The 16,095-nt window shown below is 66.6% G+C and carries 17 protein-coding genes and 1 pseudogene; 5 read left to right on the forward strand and 13 right to left on the reverse strand.

Features of this window, described 5'->3' with window-relative positions:
* Positions 1 to 199: 199 nt before the first annotated feature.
* Positions 200 to 484, forward strand: coding sequence for a hypothetical protein (locus ACFVM3_RS39515; protein WP_143101991.1), 285 nt, complete (start codon positions 200 to 202; stop codon positions 482 to 484).
* Positions 485 to 742: 258 nt separating this feature from the next.
* Here ACFVM3_RS39515 and ACFVM3_RS39520 read toward each other — a convergent pair whose 3' ends face one another.
* The 5 genes from ACFVM3_RS39520 to trxA all read right to left on the reverse strand — a co-directional run bounded on the left by ACFVM3_RS39520 (position 743) and on the right by trxA (position 4,181).
* Positions 743 to 1,042, reverse strand: a complete 300-nt coding sequence (locus ACFVM3_RS39520) for a hypothetical protein (protein WP_137095937.1) — start codon at positions 1,040 to 1,042, stop codon at positions 743 to 745.
* 511 nt (positions 1,043 to 1,553) lie between these two features.
* A complete protein-coding gene (locus ACFVM3_RS39525; protein WP_043830825.1) occupies positions 1,554 to 1,772 on the reverse strand; it encodes an SHOCT domain-containing protein in 219 nt (72 codons plus the stop codon).
* Positions 1,773 to 1,836: 64 nt separating this feature from the next.
* Positions 1,837 to 2,238: a DUF302 domain-containing protein gene (locus tag ACFVM3_RS39530; RefSeq protein ID WP_378444921.1), complete on the reverse strand. Its 402-nt coding sequence runs from the start codon at positions 2,236 to 2,238 to the stop codon at positions 1,837 to 1,839.
* An 88-nt stretch (positions 2,239 to 2,326) separates the two neighbouring features.
* The gene (locus ACFVM3_RS39535; RefSeq protein ID WP_378444922.1) at positions 2,327 to 3,709 is read right to left on the reverse strand and encodes a rhodanese-like domain-containing protein; all 1,383 of its coding nucleotides are present in this window, start codon (positions 3,707 to 3,709) and stop codon (positions 2,327 to 2,329) included.
* Between the two features lie 115 nt (positions 3,710 to 3,824).
* A complete protein-coding gene (gene trxA / locus ACFVM3_RS39540) occupies positions 3,825 to 4,181 on the reverse strand; it encodes a thioredoxin (RefSeq protein WP_043830913.1) in 357 nt (118 codons plus the stop codon).
* 122 nt (positions 4,182 to 4,303) lie between these two features.
* Between trxA and ACFVM3_RS39545 the strand changes: the two genes are divergently transcribed.
* Positions 4,304 to 5,041 carry a PIG-L deacetylase family protein gene (locus ACFVM3_RS39545; RefSeq protein WP_051171991.1) on the forward strand — a complete coding sequence of 246 codons (738 nt, stop codon included), beginning with the start codon at positions 4,304 to 4,306 and terminating at the stop codon, positions 5,039 to 5,041.
* Positions 5,042 to 5,120: 79 nt separating this feature from the next.
* On the opposite strand, the pseudogene ACFVM3_RS39550 reads toward ACFVM3_RS39545, so the two are convergent.
* The 6 genes and pseudogenes from ACFVM3_RS39550 to ACFVM3_RS39575 form a co-directional block, all read right to left on the reverse strand.
* Positions 5,121 to 5,879 (reverse strand): annotated as a pseudogene (locus ACFVM3_RS39550) (cytochrome c oxidase assembly protein); the annotation flags it as partial.
* A complete protein-coding gene (locus ACFVM3_RS39555; RefSeq protein WP_043830831.1) occupies positions 5,879 to 6,439 on the reverse strand; it encodes a DUF2243 domain-containing protein in 561 nt (186 codons plus the stop codon). The pseudogene ACFVM3_RS39550 and the gene ACFVM3_RS39555, both read right to left, overlap by 1 nt.
* Before the next feature lie 57 nt (positions 6,440 to 6,496).
* On the reverse strand, positions 6,497 to 6,889 hold the full coding sequence (locus ACFVM3_RS39560) for a DUF302 domain-containing protein (RefSeq protein WP_043830833.1): 393 nt from the start codon (positions 6,887 to 6,889) through the stop codon (positions 6,497 to 6,499).
* A 28-nt stretch (positions 6,890 to 6,917) separates the two neighbouring features.
* Positions 6,918 to 8,315, reverse strand: coding sequence for a rhodanese-like domain-containing protein (locus ACFVM3_RS39565; protein WP_378444923.1), 1,398 nt, complete (start codon positions 8,313 to 8,315; stop codon positions 6,918 to 6,920).
* Between the two features lie 3 nt (positions 8,316 to 8,318).
* Positions 8,319 to 8,636, reverse strand: coding sequence for a rhodanese-like domain-containing protein (locus ACFVM3_RS39570; RefSeq protein WP_072029956.1), 318 nt, complete (start codon positions 8,634 to 8,636; stop codon positions 8,319 to 8,321).
* Positions 8,637 to 8,663: 27 nt separating this feature from the next.
* A complete protein-coding gene (locus ACFVM3_RS39575; protein WP_378444924.1) occupies positions 8,664 to 9,446 on the reverse strand; it encodes a sulfite exporter TauE/SafE family protein in 783 nt (260 codons plus the stop codon).
* A gap of 439 nt (positions 9,447 to 9,885) precedes the next feature.
* On the opposite strand from ACFVM3_RS39575, the gene ACFVM3_RS39580 reads away from it, so the two are divergent.
* On the forward strand, positions 9,886 to 12,048 hold the full coding sequence (locus tag ACFVM3_RS39580) for an MMPL family transporter (protein WP_378444925.1): 2,163 nt from the start codon (positions 9,886 to 9,888) through the stop codon (positions 12,046 to 12,048).
* Positions 12,049 to 12,202: 154 nt separating this feature from the next.
* On the forward strand, positions 12,203 to 13,342 hold the full coding sequence (locus tag ACFVM3_RS39585) for a HoxN/HupN/NixA family nickel/cobalt transporter (RefSeq protein ID WP_081684794.1): 1,140 nt from the start codon (positions 12,203 to 12,205) through the stop codon (positions 13,340 to 13,342).
* A gap of 665 nt (positions 13,343 to 14,007) precedes the next feature.
* Here ACFVM3_RS39585 and ACFVM3_RS39590 read toward each other — a convergent pair.
* Positions 14,008 to 14,667, reverse strand: coding sequence for a cytochrome c oxidase assembly protein (locus ACFVM3_RS39590; protein ID WP_197684734.1), 660 nt, complete (start codon positions 14,665 to 14,667; stop codon positions 14,008 to 14,010).
* Positions 14,601 to 15,059 carry a DUF2243 domain-containing protein gene (locus ACFVM3_RS39595; protein ID WP_228708117.1) on the reverse strand — a complete coding sequence of 153 codons (459 nt, stop codon included), beginning with the start codon at positions 15,057 to 15,059 and terminating at the stop codon, positions 14,601 to 14,603. The genes ACFVM3_RS39590 and ACFVM3_RS39595 overlap by 67 nt, the downstream gene beginning before the upstream one ends.
* A 598-nt stretch (positions 15,060 to 15,657) precedes the next feature.
* Here ACFVM3_RS39595 and ACFVM3_RS39600 point away from each other — a divergent pair.
* Complete coding sequence (locus ACFVM3_RS39600) at positions 15,658 to 15,927, forward strand: metal-sensitive transcriptional regulator (RefSeq protein ID WP_043830840.1); 270 nt, start codon at positions 15,658 to 15,660, stop codon at positions 15,925 to 15,927.
* The last annotated feature ends 168 nt before the right edge of the window (positions 15,928 to 16,095 follow it).

Raw genomic sequence — 16,095 nt, forward strand, 5'->3', positions numbered from 1 at the left:
TGGTCACGCTTCCGCCGCCGACGACAACACCAAGCCCGCCTCAGCCACTACAAACGCCGCGGCTACCCACTTCCTTAACTGCCGTTGCAGTACTAGCCCGCCGCACAACCCGTCAGGGTCCGTAACGCGAACGGAATTTCCGGCGTGGCCGGCTCGCCCGCACCGGGGGTGAGCGCTGGTCCACCTCCTACTTGTCAACGTGCAGCAGGTCGTCGAGCTCTGCCACCCGACCATGCGTGCGGCCAACCACCGCCTGCTCGACCTGTTCAAGGGGCGCGTCGTCGACCGCTTCCAGCGGTTCGTCGCACTCAGCCGACAGCCCGGCGCCGCCCGCGGACGACTGACCGCGTGGTGGTCCGAGCTGCGCTGCGGCCGGCTCTTCGGCGGCATGGTCCGCCCCGATGCTTACGGCGCGTCGGCACGAAGACGGCTACCCGATCGCGTTCTTGCTCGAACTCGAACTCGACCTCGGCATCGAAGATGAATTGTTGCGGTTGACCCGGCCCCGCCGATGGCTTCGAGATGCAACGGGAGTTGTCGCGCGACAGGTCGAGCTACCGGACGTGGCGCATCTGATGCTGGATTCGGGCATGAACTTCGTGGTCCGACCCGCAAGTGTTCGAAGACCATGCTGGGGAACTGGCCCGACAGCAGGAGAGCCGGTTTCTGGTAAGGCGATCGCGATCGCACCGCAGGCGGTCCAACCTCTCCTTGGATGTCTCGGTGCACAGCAGCAGGCGGGTCACATGGGGCGCATTCCGCAATCCCGCATGAGCTGCGCCATACCGGGAGAGTTCATCATTTGCCGCATCGCCTGCGCCAAGGCAGGGTTGTCCTTGGCATTCTGCATGAGCTGCTGCATGGCTGAGCTGTCCATCATCTCCTGCATTGCCTGGGCCAATCCCGGTGGGCAGCGGTCAGCACCTGCACCACGGTTCTCCGACGCAGCGGCTGCTGGGGAGACACTCCCTATGGTGAGAGCGGCAGCGAGGGCGGTGGCGCCGATCGACAGAGCAGCTGAGCGCAGCGTGCGGGGCATCATGACGTCTCCTCTATCGCCTACTGATTGCTGGTCCACCGGGTTTCCCTTCGCAGGCCTGCTCAAACCATTGCCGTACTCGGCTTGCTCGAACGAGGGATGGCACGAGTAGGCGCCTCACTGCTGGGGCGTTCCGACCATCAATCGTAGCGCGAGCTGACGGGGGAGGTCCCGGTCCGAGACACCGGCCGCCGTAATTCGTGGACATCAGCGTCGTCTGCAAGACACGGCGTGCGAGCCAATGTAATTCAGCCCGGGGTTTTGGCTACGGTGACGCCGGGTTAACAAGCACAGGGTGCCTGGGTTTCGGTACCGCTACTGCGCCAGATCGGGCAAGCGGATTTCGAGAGCGCGAAGCCTCCGAAGTACTAGCACGTTGGGGACGACGAGGGCAGCAATCATCCCCATGGGCAGTAGTGGCATCAACGGAAATCTGGGAGGTTTCATGGTCATACTCCACGTTCCGGCTGTCCTTGACGGCAGCACAATGGCTGGTGTCGGTTGATTGATTGGCTCAGTTCAGGTCGGTTCGTCGGCTGCGGTACTCCTGCTCGTCGATCTCGCCGCGGGCATATCGCTCGTCGAGGATCCGGTGCGCGGAGGAGGTGCCCTCTTGGGCACCGCCGTGTCGGTCCTGCATGAGCCGGTAGATCAGGTAGGCCAGCAGGGCTAGTCCGATCAGCAGGAGTACTGGCCAGAGCCAGAACCAGCCCATCATGGAACCGTCCATCATGGTCGTCACACTCCAGTCGCCCGTGCTTGCGTCGCCTCTGCGGGTTTCACGGTCCGAGGCACCGCTAAACGCTGCGGTGGGTCAGAGCGTCGAGGGCGGTGTTGATGCGTTGTCCGGCTTCGTCGGCGATGGGCTGAAGTTGGTCGAGTTCGGGCACGGTGACCATGACCTGGGGATCGAGGGCCTGGACCACGGTCTGGTTGTCCCCGTCGGCGCGGACCACGACGTTACAGGGCAGCAGCAGTCCGATCTGCCGGTCGATGTCGAGGGCGCGGTGCGCGAGTTGAGGATTGCACGCGCCGAGGATGACGTACGGCTCCATATCGGCGTCGAGCTTGTTCTTCAGCGTGGCCTGCACATCGATCTCGGTGAGCATACCGAACCCCTGCTCCTGAAACGCCTCCTTCACCGTCGGCACGGCCTTTTCATACGGCAGATCAAGCGTGATCGTCCGGGCGTAATCCATGATGATCCTCCTTGACGTGTGGATTGCTTAACGCTGTCATGCTGTACTCGGTCGCGCTGGTCACGGCCAATGCCAGTGGGTAACGCCGTTAGCGCGTCACCGCACTGTGCTGGGCAGCAGCACGGAAAGGGGCGCCGGTTGCGGCAGCCCGGTCAATGTCGTCGTCAATCACGACGACATGGCGGCCGGCGGCGGCCAGGATCGAGGCGGCGATGGAGGCACGGTAGCCGGAGCGGCAGTGCACCCAAACCTCGCCGGAGGGGACGTCGGTAAGCCGGTCGAGCAGGTCGTGCAGCGGGATGTGTACGGCGCCGTCCAGGTGACCGGTGGCCCATTCCTGGTTGCGGCGCACGTCGAGGACCACGACCGGGCGGTGGTGGAGCACTGTGGCCAGGTCGGCGAAGCCCGCGACCGCCAACGACTCCAGGGGCGTGTCGCCTGACCACTCGTGTGGGTCTCCGGTGGCCGCGGCTTCGATGCGGTCGAGGCCGATGCGCACCAGTTCACGCTGCGCCTCGGCGACCTGCTCGACGGTGTCCCCCAACAGTGTCAACGGCATGCCCCAGGGGATCAGCCAGCCGAGGTAGGTGACGAAGTTGCCGTCGGCGCCGAAGTTGAGGGTGCCGGGCACGTGCCCGGCCGCGAACGCGGTCCGCGTGCGCAGGTCCACCACCCATTCACCGGACTCGAGGCGTCGGCGCAACTCGGGGGCGTCGGCCTGCTCCGGCGGGGACAGATCCGGCGCCTGTGGCCCAGCAGTGTTGAGCGACATCATGTGGGCGTAGTAAGCCGGGTAGTCGTCCAGGCCCTGCAGCAGGGAGTGGACGTAGTCCTGCTCGTCCTGTGTCAGGGCGGGGTTGGTCTGCTTTTCCTGGCCGATCGTGGATTGCTCGCCCTGTGCCTGAGTGGCCGAGCAGAAGCTGCCGAACCCGTGGGTGGGGTAGATTTCCGCATCGTCGGGGAGTTCGGTGGCCAACCTCCGTGCCGAGCCGTACTGCGCGTGCGCGAGTTCTTCGGTGTGCACGGTCCCCAGCAGATCCGGCCGCCCGGTCGAGCCATAGAGCAGCGAGCCGCCGGTGAACACCGCCGGTGGGCGGCCGGGGGTTTCCAGCACATAGGACAGATGCGTGAAGGTATGGCCCGGGGTGGTCAAGGCGCGCACCCGCATCGCCGAGCCGATCTGTACCTCATCCCCGTCACTGATCGGCTGGCGATCGAAGGACACGGTGTCAGCCGCGTTGACGTGGTAAGCCGCTCCGGTGGCCTGCGCCAGTGCCAACCCTCCGGTCACGTAGTCGTTGTGAATGTGCGTTTCGAACACGTCGGTGACACACACACCCCGCTGCTGGGCGAGCGTGAGGAATCGGTCGATGTCGCGCTGCGGGTCCACCACGAACGCCACGTCGCCATCGGTGACTAGGTAGCTACGGTCGCCCAGCGTGGGCGTGTCGAGTGCGATGATGTCTACCATCTTGCTTCTCCTCGTCTCACAATCGTCAGCTCAGACGTTGTCTGGTCGCAGGCCCCGCTCCACGGGATTCGGGTACTCGGCGTCCGCGCTGACGATCGCGATCGGATCATCACGGTCACTGTTCGGCGAGTTCTTGCCGAACCTGGCCCATATCGACCTCGCGGGCCTTCCCGATCAGGTCCTCGAGCGCACTCTCCGGCAGCGCACCGGGCTGCGCATACAGCACCACGCCATCACGCGCGACTATCAAGGTGGGAATCGAGGAGATACCGAACCGCGCCGCCAGTTCCGGCTGCGCCTCAGTGTCCACTTTGCCGAACCGGACATCCTCGTGACGCTCGGATGCGCGCTCGAACACCGGCGCGAACTGTCGGCACGGCCCGCACCACGCCGCCCAGAAATCCACCAGCACCATGCCATCCGCGCTGATGACCTCGTCAAAAGTGTCATTAGCCAGCTCGATTGTTGCCATCATGCACCTCCTTCTCATACCCCCCTGGGTATTATAACAGTCTCGCAGTGGCTGGCATTCCACGTATCGACCGCGCGGTCGTTCAGCTGGCGGCGACATACCCCCGGGCGTACAACGGTGGTATGGGACAGGATGCGCAAGCAAGAAGCAGGGAAGAGCAGGCCCGTGACCTGCTCGACGCGGCAGACACCGTGCTCGCGGTGGTCGCGCACCCGGACGACGAATCGTTCGGACTTGGCGCGGTGCTCGACCACTTGGCCACTGCGGGAACGTCGGTGACGGTGCTGTGTTTCACCCACGGTGAGGCCTCCACCCTGGGCGGAGAGCACGCCGATCTGGGCGCATTACGGGCCGACGAGCTGGACGCGGCGGCCACAGTACTCGGTGTCAAGCGCAGCGTCCTGCTGGACTACCCCGACGGAGGCCTGACCGACGTGTCCGTGGACGAACTCGCCGGTCACGTCGAGTCGCTGGCCGCCGAGGTGAGACCGACCTACCTGCTGGCGTTCGACACCACCGGCGTGACGTCCCACCCCGACCACGTCCGTGCCACCGAAGCTGCCCTGGCCACCGCCGACCATCTGGGTCTGCCCGTCCTCGGCTGGACGTTACCGGCCCAGGTCGCCGACCAGCTCAACCCGGAGTTCGGCAGCCCCCTGGTTGGCTCACCGCCTGACTTGGTCGACCTCACCCTGCCCGTCTCCCGGACACGCCACCATCAAGCCATCGCCTGCCACCGTAGCCAGTCCACCGACAATCCACTCCTGCACCGGCGCCTGGACCTGCTCGGTGACACCGAACACCTCCGCCTGCTCCGCCCACACCGGCCGGCCCCGCGCGCTCGCGCGGACGACCACTGAGGCCACGACTCAGGCTGGTGACCAAGCGGCCTGGGCCTGTCCGCGGTGGGGCGGGGTGCCGTTCGGGGCGCCAGGTGGCGACGAGGGCAGCGGCGAGGAGGAGTTCGGCGATGTCGCCGCCGTAGTACATGATCTCGGCGCCTCCCCGGACCTCGACGATCGGGGCGTGAATGTTGATCCAGAAGCCCCCGTACATCAACTGCGAGATCACGGCGTGCAGCGCGATGGCGCAGCCGAGGTAGACCAGCCGGGTGCGGACACCGGGCCGCGCGGGCGCGGGGTCGGGGCCGGCGATGGCGTAGGCGAACAGGTAGCCAGCGAAGAGGAAGTGGGCGTGCAGCAGCCAGTGACCGGTCGGCTGACTCGTCATCGCGGTGTAGAGCGGCGTGAAGTACAGCACCGCGAGGCTGCCGGTGGACAACATCAGGGCGGTTGCCGGGTGGGCCAGGAGATGGGCCGGGCGGCTGTGCAGGATGGCGGTCAGTTGGCGTCCGCGGAGCGTGGGCAGGGCCCGCAGCAGCACGGTGACAGGTGCACCAAGCACCAGGGCGAGTGGGGCATACATTCCAATGAGCAGGTGCTGCGCCATGTGGCCACGGAAGTCAGTGTGGGCCCATGCCGCGACCGGCGGCAGCAGCGCCACGGCCAGCAGGAAGAGCCCGGTGAGGAAACTGGCCGTGCGCCACCGGCTCCAGCCCTGCACCGGGTTGCTCACGCGGGCACGCCGTGCCAGGTAAAGATAGACCCCGGCACAGACGAGGAGCGTGAGCGTGACCAGCAGCAGCTGGATGGCACTGCTGGTTGCGCCATAATCAGGTGGATGCGGGTCGTGGCCCATCAGTCATGTCGTCCTGCCTGCCCACCGCTGACAGCGTGGGGGTCGACGGGTCGGCCACTGCGCTGGAGCAGGTAGCCGCCGACGAGCAGGAACGCGCCCATGACGAGGAAGCCGAGGTCCCACCACAGCTGATGAGGGCCGCCGTGAACGTGATGGATCCCCAGGATGTGGTGGTCCAGGACACCTTCGACGAGATTGAAGATGCCCCAGCCCGCCAGGATCCAGCCCCACAGCACGCGGGAAGTCCACACCTGGCGGCGGTTGTGGGTGACCCGGGAGTACAGGATAGCCAAGCCCAGCAGGACGGCGAGCCAGCACACGGTGTGGAAGACGCCATCCCAGACGGTGTTCATCTCCAGGCCCGACACCGTTTCGGGATCGTAGTACTCTACTCCGATATTGTCGGTGTTCGTGCTGGTCAGCATATGATGCCATTGCAGCAGCTGGTGCAACAGGATGCCGTCGACGAACCCGCCGAGCCCCACGCCCAGCACGATGCCCGGCAGTTGGAGGCCTGCCGGCGCCGCGCCTACGGGAGCCTGCCTCTCCGCACTCGTCATCGTGTTCCCTCTCTTGTGGACAACTGTCGCGTCCTTCCCGGCGCCCCTGCGCTACGGTCAGGCAGCGAGTGCCTGCAGGGCGGCGTGGATGCGTTGTCCGGCGTCGTCGGCGATGGACTGGAGCTCGTCGAGTTCGGGCACGGTGACCATGACCTGAGGGTCGAGGGCCTGCACCAGGGTCTGGTTGTCGCCAGCGGCGCGGACCACGACGTTGCAGGGCAGCAGCAGTCCGATTTGCCGGTCGATGTCGAGGGCGCGGTGCGCGAGCTGGGGATTGCACGCACCGAGGATGACGTACTGCTCCATGTCCGCGTCGAGCTTGTTCTTCAGGGTGGCCTGCACGTCGATCTCGGTGAGCGTGCCGAACCCCTGCTCCTGAAAGGCTTCCTTCACCGTCGGCACGGCCTGCTCATACGGCAGGTCAAGGGTAATAGTACGGGCGTAATCCATCGCAGTCCTCCATGAGAGAGCGCTTGTGTCAGGTTGTGGTCGGGTAGCTCGCACGCTGCCACGCGGTCATACCGCCGGCGACGTTGATCACCGGGATGTCGCGTTCTCGCGCGAGCAGGCTGGCGGCGACCGACGAGCGGTAGCCGCTGCCGCACGTGACGGCGACAGGTTTGTCCGCGGGGACCTCGTCGAGCCGGTCGGGTAGTTCGGCGCCGGTGATGAACGTGGCGCCGGTGACGTGGCCGGCGGCCCACTCGGCGGGCTGGCGCACGTCGAGCAGGGTGATCGCGTCCGCGTCGAGCCTGCGTTTCAGCTCGTCCACTGTGATCTGCGGGGTGTGCTCGATCGGTCGTGCCGAGGTGCGCCAAGCGCTCATGCCCCCGGCCAGCCACCCGACGGGCATGCGGTAGCCGATGCGCAGCAGTTGCCAGATCGTCTCCCACAGATCCCCGGGGCGGTCGAGCACGAGCAGGATCTCCGCGTCGGCGGGGAGCACGGTGCCGGCCCAGGTGGCGAAGGACGAGCCGAGGCCGACATTGACGGCGCCGGGGATGTGGCCGCCGCCGAAGGCTTCCGGCGAGCGGGTGTCGAGCACGACGGCGCCGCCGTCGAGGGCAGCGGCGACGTCGTCGGGTGGTAGTGCCGGTGGCTCGGTGAGTACGCCGAGGGGGTCGACGCCGGCCATGTTCTGGGTGCGCATACGCCGCCAGTACGGGGGCACGGCGGGGAGGTTGTCCAGCCGGATGCATTGCCGCACGAATTCGTCTTTCTCGGCGACCTCGGCCAGGGTCGCGTTCGTGCGTTTCTCGTATCCGAGTGTGGTCGACAGCCGGGATCCGATGTTGCCGCCGCACAGTGATCCGGCCACGTGTGTGGGGAACACTTCGACGTGGTCGGGCAGCGTGAGCAGCTTGGTCTGGATCGTGTCGCAGTAGACCTCGGCGTGGCGGCGGGCCTGCTCTTCACCACCGAGCAGGTCGGGGCGGGCGAGGTCACCGACCAGGAGTGCCCCACCGGAGAGCAACAATGCCGGGGTGTCGGCGCTGGCGGAGCGATCGTAGACGAGCAGGCTGATGTGCTCGGGGGTGTGCCCGGGCGTGTGCATCACTTCGATGCCGACGTCGCCGAATTCGATCTGCTCGCCGTCGGCGATCGGCCGGTGTGCGTAACTCAGCTCGCCGGCGGCTGAACCCCATACCTGCGGCGGGTGCGCGGATCCGGCCAGTTCGCCCAACCCGGACAGGTAGTCGTTGTGCCCGTGGGAGTCACACGCGTAGGTGATCCGGAATCCCTGGTCGCGGGCCGTCTGTCGATAGACCTCCACATCGCGGCGGGGGTCGAACACCAGCGCCTGACCAGTCTTCTCGTCTCCAATCAGGTAGGAGGCGTGTCCGAGACTGTTGAGGTAGAACTGCTGGAACCACATGGTTCACGCCACCCTTCCCGGCTTGCCGTCAGGGGTGGTGAAGGGGAGCGCGGCCTCCTGCCATGCCTGCATCCCACCGTCGGTGTTCTCCGCGGAATAACCCTGTTGCCGCAGGAATTCGGCTGCCTGTTCACTGCGGTGACCGCTGCGGCACACGGTCACCACGGGCCGCGTGGTGTCGAGCTCGGTGAGCCGGGTGGGCACCTCGTCCATCGGAATGTGCCGGGCGCTCTCGATGCGGCCGGCCTGCCATTCCTCGAGCTCGCGCACGTCCACCAGCTGTACCTCGTTTCGTCGCCGGTAGAGCTCCTCGACCTGCATCCTGCACTCCTTCCTTTCCGTGATTTCTCATGTCAGCGCGCTGGGGTTGAGCAGGGCCTGAACCGCGACGAACACCGCGACCGCGATCACCAGGTAGGCGAACCAGCGGCGCAAACTGTCGGCGTCCACGCGGCCGGCAAGCCTGCCCGAGGCCACCGACGCCGCGAGGGCGGCGATCGTGAAGGCCGCGACCACTGAATAGTCCAGCTCGGCCACCGCGTCCCAGTGAGCCGCCAGTCCGGCGACCGAGTTGATCGTCACGATGAGCAGGGACGTGGCCACCGCGGCCGGCATGTCCAGCCCGAGCATCAGGACCAGGGCGGGCACCACGAGGAACCCGCCACCGACGCCGAACAGGCCGGTCAAGAACCCGACGGCCGCACCCACACCCAGTGCCCGGGGCAGACACGAGCGCCAGTTCACCCTCCCACCAGAGACGGTGCACGCCCCGCGCGGTTCGGTCGGCCCGAGCAGCATCCGCGCCGCCGCGGCCACCATCACGACGGCAAACGCCAGCAGCAGCACCTGCGCGGACACCAGCCGGCCCACGGCTGCTCCACCGAAGGTCGCTCCCGCGCCTGCCGCACCGAACACCCCGGCAATCGGCCACCGCACGATGCCCTGACGTAACCGGGGGACGACCCCACCCATCGCCGAAAGCCCCACCATCACCAACGACGCCGGGATCGCCTGACGCACCGGCTCGCCCATCCCGTAGACCAGGGCGGGCACCGCCAAAATGGACCCACCCGCGCCGAGCAGACCCAGCGTCACGCCGATCACAAGCCCGAAACCCGCCGCGAGGATCACCCGAGCCCACCAGCGACCGGAACACGTGCTCCAGCTGTTCCGACGGGCGGCTGCATCCACGTCCTCCCTTCATCCTGCCCGACTACCCGTGGGGGTATCCGGCGAAACACCGCTCACCTACTGCTGCAACGCGCCCCTGCCGCTACTGGCGAACCGCAGCTCGGGCAGCGGTCTGACACGCAAGCGCAGGCCCTCCCCTTCACCCACGCCCGCACGACGATACCCCACGGGGTATTTTTTGGTAGTGTCGTTCGAGGAGATACCCACATGCGGAAGATCCGGCGGCTCGGGGATCCGCTTCCTCGACGGCGCCGACGTTGTTGCGACGGCGCAGCAGAACCTGGCACTCCAGGCGCCACCTGATCGAGCGTCCCCGGCACGGGGCCGCGGTGGCACATGCCCGACTACATACCCCTAACCGATATCTGGAGGAAACCGGATGACCGCGTCAACCCGTAGCGACAGCCACCCGCCGGACACCGCGGCGCTGTCCCTGCAGCGAAGCGGCCCGTTGGGCAGACTCGGCACGCGGATGGCCGCCCGGGCGTGGTGGGTGGTCGCGGCGTGGGTGCTCGTCGTCGGCGCGCTGGGTTCCCTCGCTCCGACAGTGTTCACCTCCCTGGCCGGCGCCGGGTGGCAGGCCAACGGATCCGAGTCGGTGCAGGTCCGTGAACTCGCCCAGCAGCACTTCGGCGGGAACGCATCCTCGGCCATCCAGGTCGTCGTGCAGTCCGACGACGCCCCGATCAGCGATCCAGCGGTGCAACAAGTCCTCGGCCAGGCGACGGACGTGCTCGCCCAGGACAACCGCATTGGGCAGCTCGTGCCGCCGCAACCGGGGATGACGATCAGCCCGGACGGCCGCACCGGCATTCTGCTCGCCGGAGCCAACGCGAACACCGATGACATGGTCCGCGCGGTCGATGATCTCAAGGCCGACTTGACTGGGCTGTCCACGTCGTCGGTGCACGTCTACCCGACCGGGGCATCGGCACTGTGGAGCGACTTCAACGAAGCCAACCACGACGCGATGATTCAGGCCGAAATGGTGTCGTGGCCGGTCACCCTGGCGATCATGGTGCTCGCGTTCGGCTCGCTCGTGGCCGCAGGGCTGCCGTTGCTGCTGACCCTGGCCGGGCTCGGCGCCTCCGCCGGTGCGCTGGTGCTGCTCAACGAGATCACCCCGATCTCGGTGTGGGCGATGAACTTCGCCATGATGTTCGCCCTCGCCCTGGGCATCGACTACGCGCTCTTCCTCGTCGTTCGCTTCCGCGACGCCCTGCGCAAGCTGGCGGACGCGCGGGCCGCGGTGGCCGAAACCATGGACACCGCCGGCAAGGCCGTCCTGTTGTCCGGCATCACCGTGCTGGTCAGCCTCTCCGCCGTGCTACTCGTCCCCGCACCGGCGGTGCGGACCATGGCCGTGGGCATCATGCTCGCCGTCGTCTTCGTCCTCGCCGCCACCCTCACCCTGCTCCCGGCCGTGCTGGGCAAGCTCGGCGGCCGGGTCAACTCCCTCGCCCTGCCCTGGGCCAAGCGCACCGAGGCCCACTCGCCACGATTCGCCCGCTGGGGGCAGTTGCTGAGCCGTAAACCCTGGCCCTTCGCCCTCGGCGCGCTGCTGGTGTTGATCGCCCTGTCCCTGCCGGTGTTCGGGCTCAAGGTCGCGATGCCCTCCATCCAGGTCGTCCCGAACGACGCCCCGGTCCGGCAGGGCTACGAAGCCGTTCAAGACAGCTTCGGCGACGGCGCCCCCGGCATGCTGCAGATCATCACCCCCGCCGCCGACGCCCAGGCCACCGCCGCCCAGGCCAAGGACACCGACGGCATCGCGCTGGTCACCCCGCCGCAACCCGCCTCCGACGGCTCCGACTACGCCCTGGTCCAAGCCATGCCGACCGTCGATCCGTCCTCGCCCCAACTGGGCGACACACTCGACCGGCTGCGCGACACCCTGCCCGACGGCGCACTCGTCGGTGGCGCGCCGGCGGAGAACCTGGACCTGCAGACCGCACTGAACGACTACCTGCCGTTGGTCGTCGGGGTGATCCTGGCCCTCGGGTTCGCCCTACTCCTGGTCGCCCTGCAAGCCCCGGTCATCGCGCTGCTGGGTACCGTCGTCAGCCTGCTCTCCACCGGCGCCGCGTTCGGCGTGGCGAAGCTGATCTTCCAGGACGGTCACCTCGCCGGGCTCCTCGGCTTCACTCCACAGGGGTTCCTCGACGGCTGGGGGCCAGTGTTCTTCTTCGCGATGATCTTCGCCATCGCCATGGACTACACCGTGTTCCTGCTCGCCAGCGCCAAAGAACACTACGAACTCACCGGCAGCCCGCGGCGCGCCCTGATCGATGGCCTGGCCCACTCCGGACGCGTGATCTTCGCCGCCGCCGCCGTGATGGTCGCCGTGTTCTTCACCTTCGCCCTCGCCGACCCGCTACCCCCGAAGGAAATGGGCATCATCCTCGGCGTCGCGGTCCTGCTCGACGCCGCCCTCATCCGGCTCGTGCTCCTGCCCGTCCTGCTCCGCATCACCGGCCACTCCGCCTGGTGGTCACCGCGCTGGCTCCGTAAAGCACTGCCGACCATCACGTTCTCCCACTGACACGTCCCGAGGGGTGGTCGTGACCACTGCTGTCGCGACCACCCCTCGGACCCGAAACACATCACCCGTGGGACTCGGTGAGATGGCTCCGCGCGTGTGGCGCTGGTGTGGGTCACAGGCCGCATCGTCGACGACGAGAGGAGAAGATCAAGCCATGACCACACCCCCGCCAGCCCGGGCAGCCGCAATCCCGACGTCACAGGCACGACGCTCGATCGCCGGGATGGCCGGTTTCATCCTGGCCCTCAACGCGCTCGGCTGGGGAATGCTCCTTTTCGTTGTCATACCACAGCACCACACCCTCAACAGCTCACAGGTGTTCGGCATCGGGCTGGGTATCACCGCGTTTACACTCGGCGTCCGTCACGCCTTCGACGCCGACCACATCGCCGCCATCGACAACACCACGCGCAACCTGCTCGCTCAGGGACAACGCCCACTCTCCGTGGGATTCTGGTTCTCCCTCGGCCACTCCACAGTTGTGTTCGCGCTCTCCATAGCGTTAGCGATGGGCGTGCGGGCACTGGCCGGTGCAGTCCGGGACGAGGAATCGGCACTGCGTCACACGGCTAGTGCCCTCGGCTCGGCGGTATCAGGCACCTTCCTCTACGCCATCGCGATCATGAACCTTGTCGCGCTGGCCGGGATCATCAAGGTGTATCGGCAGATGCGCCACCGGGCGGCCACAGAAGCAGATCTGGACAACCAACTCAACAACCGCGGGTTCCTCAACCGACTCCTCAAAAGCACCACCAAGGCAGTCCGCAAACCCTGGCACATCTACCCAGTCGGAGTGCTCTTCGGCCTCGGATTCGACACCGCTACTGAAATCGGTCTACTCATACTCGCCGGCGGAGCCGCACTGTCCCTGCCCTGGTACGCCATCCTGGTACTACCCGCCCTCTTTACAGCAGGCATGACCATGTTCGACACAGCCGAGGGTGTCCTCATGAACGTCGCCTACAACTGGGCCCTCACCAAACCCCTTCGCCGAATGTTCTACAACATCATCGTCACGACACTGTCCGTCGGCAGCGCGTTCCTCATCGGCACGGTGCAACTGGCATCACTACTCACCGACACACTCCACCCCGATTCCGGCCCCATCACCACCATCGCCGAATTCGACCTCAACTACGTCGGATTCGCACTTGTTGGACTGTTCATCCTCGTCTTCGCCCTCGCACTGCTGACCTGGCACCTCGGCAACTTCGACACGAAACCGCCGAAACACGACATAGAGCCGACACACGACATAGACCAGAAAGCCACGATTCGCAAAGACACGACATGACACCGCCCGCGCTCTACGCGGACAGCCGACTCCTCCAGTACCCCCGCGCTCAGGGCTCCATGACAGCCGTTCTTTGACCCATGGGCCGGGGGACATTCACTTTACCGTGTTGCGGCAATGACTATTCCGTTTCAACCATCACGGACACACATAGGCTCAAGGAATGCGCCCCTCTCACGCTTTCCGGTCCATTGGAGTCAGGGCGAGTGAAGGGCAGGATCAGCGTCGACGCAGATCCTGACAGGGTGTCGCGGGTCCTTAAACATCGGTGACGAACGTGCAACTCGTACCGTTCGAGGGTCCTGTTCGACAGCGAGCCGAGCACCTCGGTGTGGCGCCCGGCTCCCTGTGGCCGCAGTGATCAACGGCGGCCGAACATTTTCCACCACTTCCGCTCGGATCCGCCCTGCTCTGGTTGACACTGACACCGCCGTGACGCGGGCACACCGGCGAGCACCTGCTCGACATGGCGCCCACACCCGGTGTAGGTGGCCTTCCCGCAGGTCGAACACACAGCACGTTGACACATCGTTGAACCTCCTATGGCGACCAGGTTTACTATAATACCCCAGGGGGTATCAGCCAATCAAAAATGGGGCCGTCATCGTCTCTCCCCCGGCCACTGTCGCTCGTTATCCCGCCCGCCGACGGGTGCCAAGGAAGGTTCAGAAGTCGCGCGAGGTGTGTGGGGGCGAGTCAGCTGTCAGCGGTGGTCGCCGCTGGCGGCGCTGGAGTCGGGCGTGGGCGCGACCGGTGGCGAGGTACCACTGGACAGCGAGGACGGCCGCGAGAGCGATCTCCACCAGGTCGCCGCCGTAGTACATCAGCTGCGCACCCGTGTGCAGGTCGACCGCACTGTAGGTGGTGGCGGGCGGGCGGGCGACGTACAGGGTCTTGGCAAGGATGGCGTGGCCGGCACCGGCGGCCAGCAGGGTGAGGCCCCGCCAGGCGAGGTTCCAGCGGTGGCGTAGCGGGTCGAGCTGGCAGATGGCGAAGGTGAACAGCAATCCGGCCAGCACGACGTGGACCTGGACTGCGGCGTGTATCAGCGGCTGGTGATGTGTCGCGGCCAGCAATGGGGTGCGGTAGAGCAGCCACAGGCCGCCGATGTCCAGCAGTGCGGCCAGGGGCGGGAAGACAAGCCACGTGACGGGCCGGGAGTGCGCCAGGGCCAGCAACACTCGCCGCGCACTCTGAGGAGGCAGGGCGCGCTGGGCCAGAGTGAGGGGACGGGCGAGGACCAGCAGCAACGGGGCGATCATGGCGACGACGAGGTGCTGGGCCATGTGGGCGGTGAACGGCCCGCCGGACAGCGGGAACAGCACCGCGGACGCTGTGCGTCTGCGCGAACGGCCAGGGCCGCGCCGACGGTCAGCAGGACGAGTCCGGCGCCGTTCCAGGCGAGGTCGTAGGGCAGGATGTCGACGCCGTAGCGGACCTGATGGATGCGCAGCAGCTTGTGGTCGACGATGCCGTCGAAGAGCTGGAACGCGCCTAACCCGAGGAACAGCCCGGCCCAGGCCTGCGGCGGGGCCAGAGTGTGGTGGCGCCGCAAATCCGCATACAACACGAAGCCGGCGACCAGCCCAAGCAGTTCGGCGGTATGCAACAGACCGTCCGAGAGCAACCCGACGGCACGCGTGGAGCGGTCGTAGAAGTGGTGCCAGGCCAGGATCTGGTGAAAGACGATCTCATCGAGCGCGGCCATCACCGCCACACCCAACAGCGCACACCGGCAGAGACCGCCGCGGCCGCTGGCGCCCAAGGATGCAGCAGGTCGAGTCGCACCGGCCGGGCCCCGGGCAACGACACGCCGCGATCCTGCCCGGCCGCCACTCCGACGTCGGACCACCGCCCCGCGAGGACACCTACAGCCGCTAGGCAGAGCGCGACAAGTCAAGGCACCGCTCTCACGCGGGCCCTACGCCCACCAGCCTTCTTCACCTCGGACTGTGCACGCTTTCGGGCGCGTCATCGAATGATCGACGCCCAACCTGTCGATCACGAGTTCGGCCTGCTGCCCATAGCCGAAACTGTTGACCAACAAGTGCAGGTTGCTGGATTTTCGTACGAGTTGGCCCGGTGGTGCGGTACGCACGTCTCACAGGTCTCGTTGCGGGCCAGCCTCGGCCACACTGGTCCACGCACACGATCGACAGTACGAATCGCCGAATTTCGTCCACCAGGCAGCCGCCGCCTGTCGCCTCAGCCCGAGACTCCACCGGCGCCGTCAGGAAGCGAAGCGAACTCCCCCCACTGGCGATACCTCACGGGGTATACTGGTGCCAGGTCGGGATTACTTTAGGAGGGTTCGTATGACTGGGGACGAAGAAACCATCACGCAGGTACTCAATCGGCTCCGCCGTGCGCAAGGGCAACTCGCGGGTGTAATTACCATGATCGAAGCTGGCCGAGGCTGCAAAGACGTCGTCACTCAGCTCGCCGCCGTCTCACGCGCCCTCGACCGTGCCGGATTCAAGATCGTAGCCACCGGCATGCGCCAATGCCTCACCGGCAACGATGACAACAACCAGGAACCCCTGACCGAGGCCGAACTCGAGAAGTTGTTCCTCGCCCTCGCCTGAACCCCTGATACGCCGGTGGACACGAGCTTGGGAGCGTGGCGGTTAACTACCACGGCCCCGACTCCCGACCGCGCCGCATCTGGCCGTGACGTCTATATCCGGACAGAATGGGGCAGGTGGGCGATGAACGATCATCCCGGCAGGCTGCCAACAGTGAGGCGCTGGGGC

This window comes from Amycolatopsis sp. NPDC057786 (assembly GCF_042797905.1).
Classification (GTDB): Bacteria; Actinomycetota; Actinomycetes; order Mycobacteriales; family Pseudonocardiaceae; genus Amycolatopsis.

Coding starts and splice junctions, on each gene's coding strand:
- ACFVM3_RS39520 (WP_137095937.1), bottom strand. CDS start 1,042: ATGATGCCCCGCACGCTGCGCTCAGCTGCTCTGTCGATCGGCGCCACC.
- ACFVM3_RS39525 (WP_043830825.1), bottom strand. CDS start 1,772: ATGATGGACGGTTCCATGATGGGCTGGTTCTGGCTCTGGCCAGTACTC.
- ACFVM3_RS39530 (WP_378444921.1), bottom strand. CDS start 2,238: ATGGATTACGCCCGGACGATCACGCTTGATCTGCCGTATGAAAAGGCC.
- ACFVM3_RS39535 (WP_378444922.1), bottom strand. CDS start 3,709: ATGGTAGACATCATCGCACTCGACACGCCCACGCTGGGCGACCGTAGC.
- trxA (WP_043830913.1), bottom strand. CDS start 4,181: ATGGCAACAATCGAGCTGGCTAATGACACTTTTGACGAGGTCATCAGC.
- ACFVM3_RS39545 (WP_051171991.1), top strand. CDS start 4,304: ATGGGACAGGATGCGCAAGCAAGAAGCAGGGAAGAGCAGGCCCGTGAC.
- ACFVM3_RS39555 (WP_043830831.1), bottom strand. CDS start 6,439: ATGACGAGTGCGGAGAGGCAGGCTCCCGTAGGCGCGGCGCCGGCAGGC.
- ACFVM3_RS39560 (WP_043830833.1), bottom strand. CDS start 6,889: ATGGATTACGCCCGTACTATTACCCTTGACCTGCCGTATGAGCAGGCC.
- ACFVM3_RS39565 (WP_378444923.1), bottom strand. CDS start 8,315: ATGTGGTTCCAGCAGTTCTACCTCAACAGTCTCGGACACGCCTCCTAC.
- ACFVM3_RS39570 (WP_072029956.1), bottom strand. CDS start 8,636: ATGCAGGTCGAGGAGCTCTACCGGCGACGAAACGAGGTACAGCTGGTG.
- ACFVM3_RS39580 (WP_378444925.1), top strand. CDS start 9,886: ATGACCGCGTCAACCCGTAGCGACAGCCACCCGCCGGACACCGCGGCG.
- ACFVM3_RS39585 (WP_081684794.1), top strand. CDS start 12,203: ATGACCACACCCCCGCCAGCCCGGGCAGCCGCAATCCCGACGTCACAG.
- ACFVM3_RS39600 (WP_043830840.1), top strand. CDS start 15,658: ATGACTGGGGACGAAGAAACCATCACGCAGGTACTCAATCGGCTCCGC.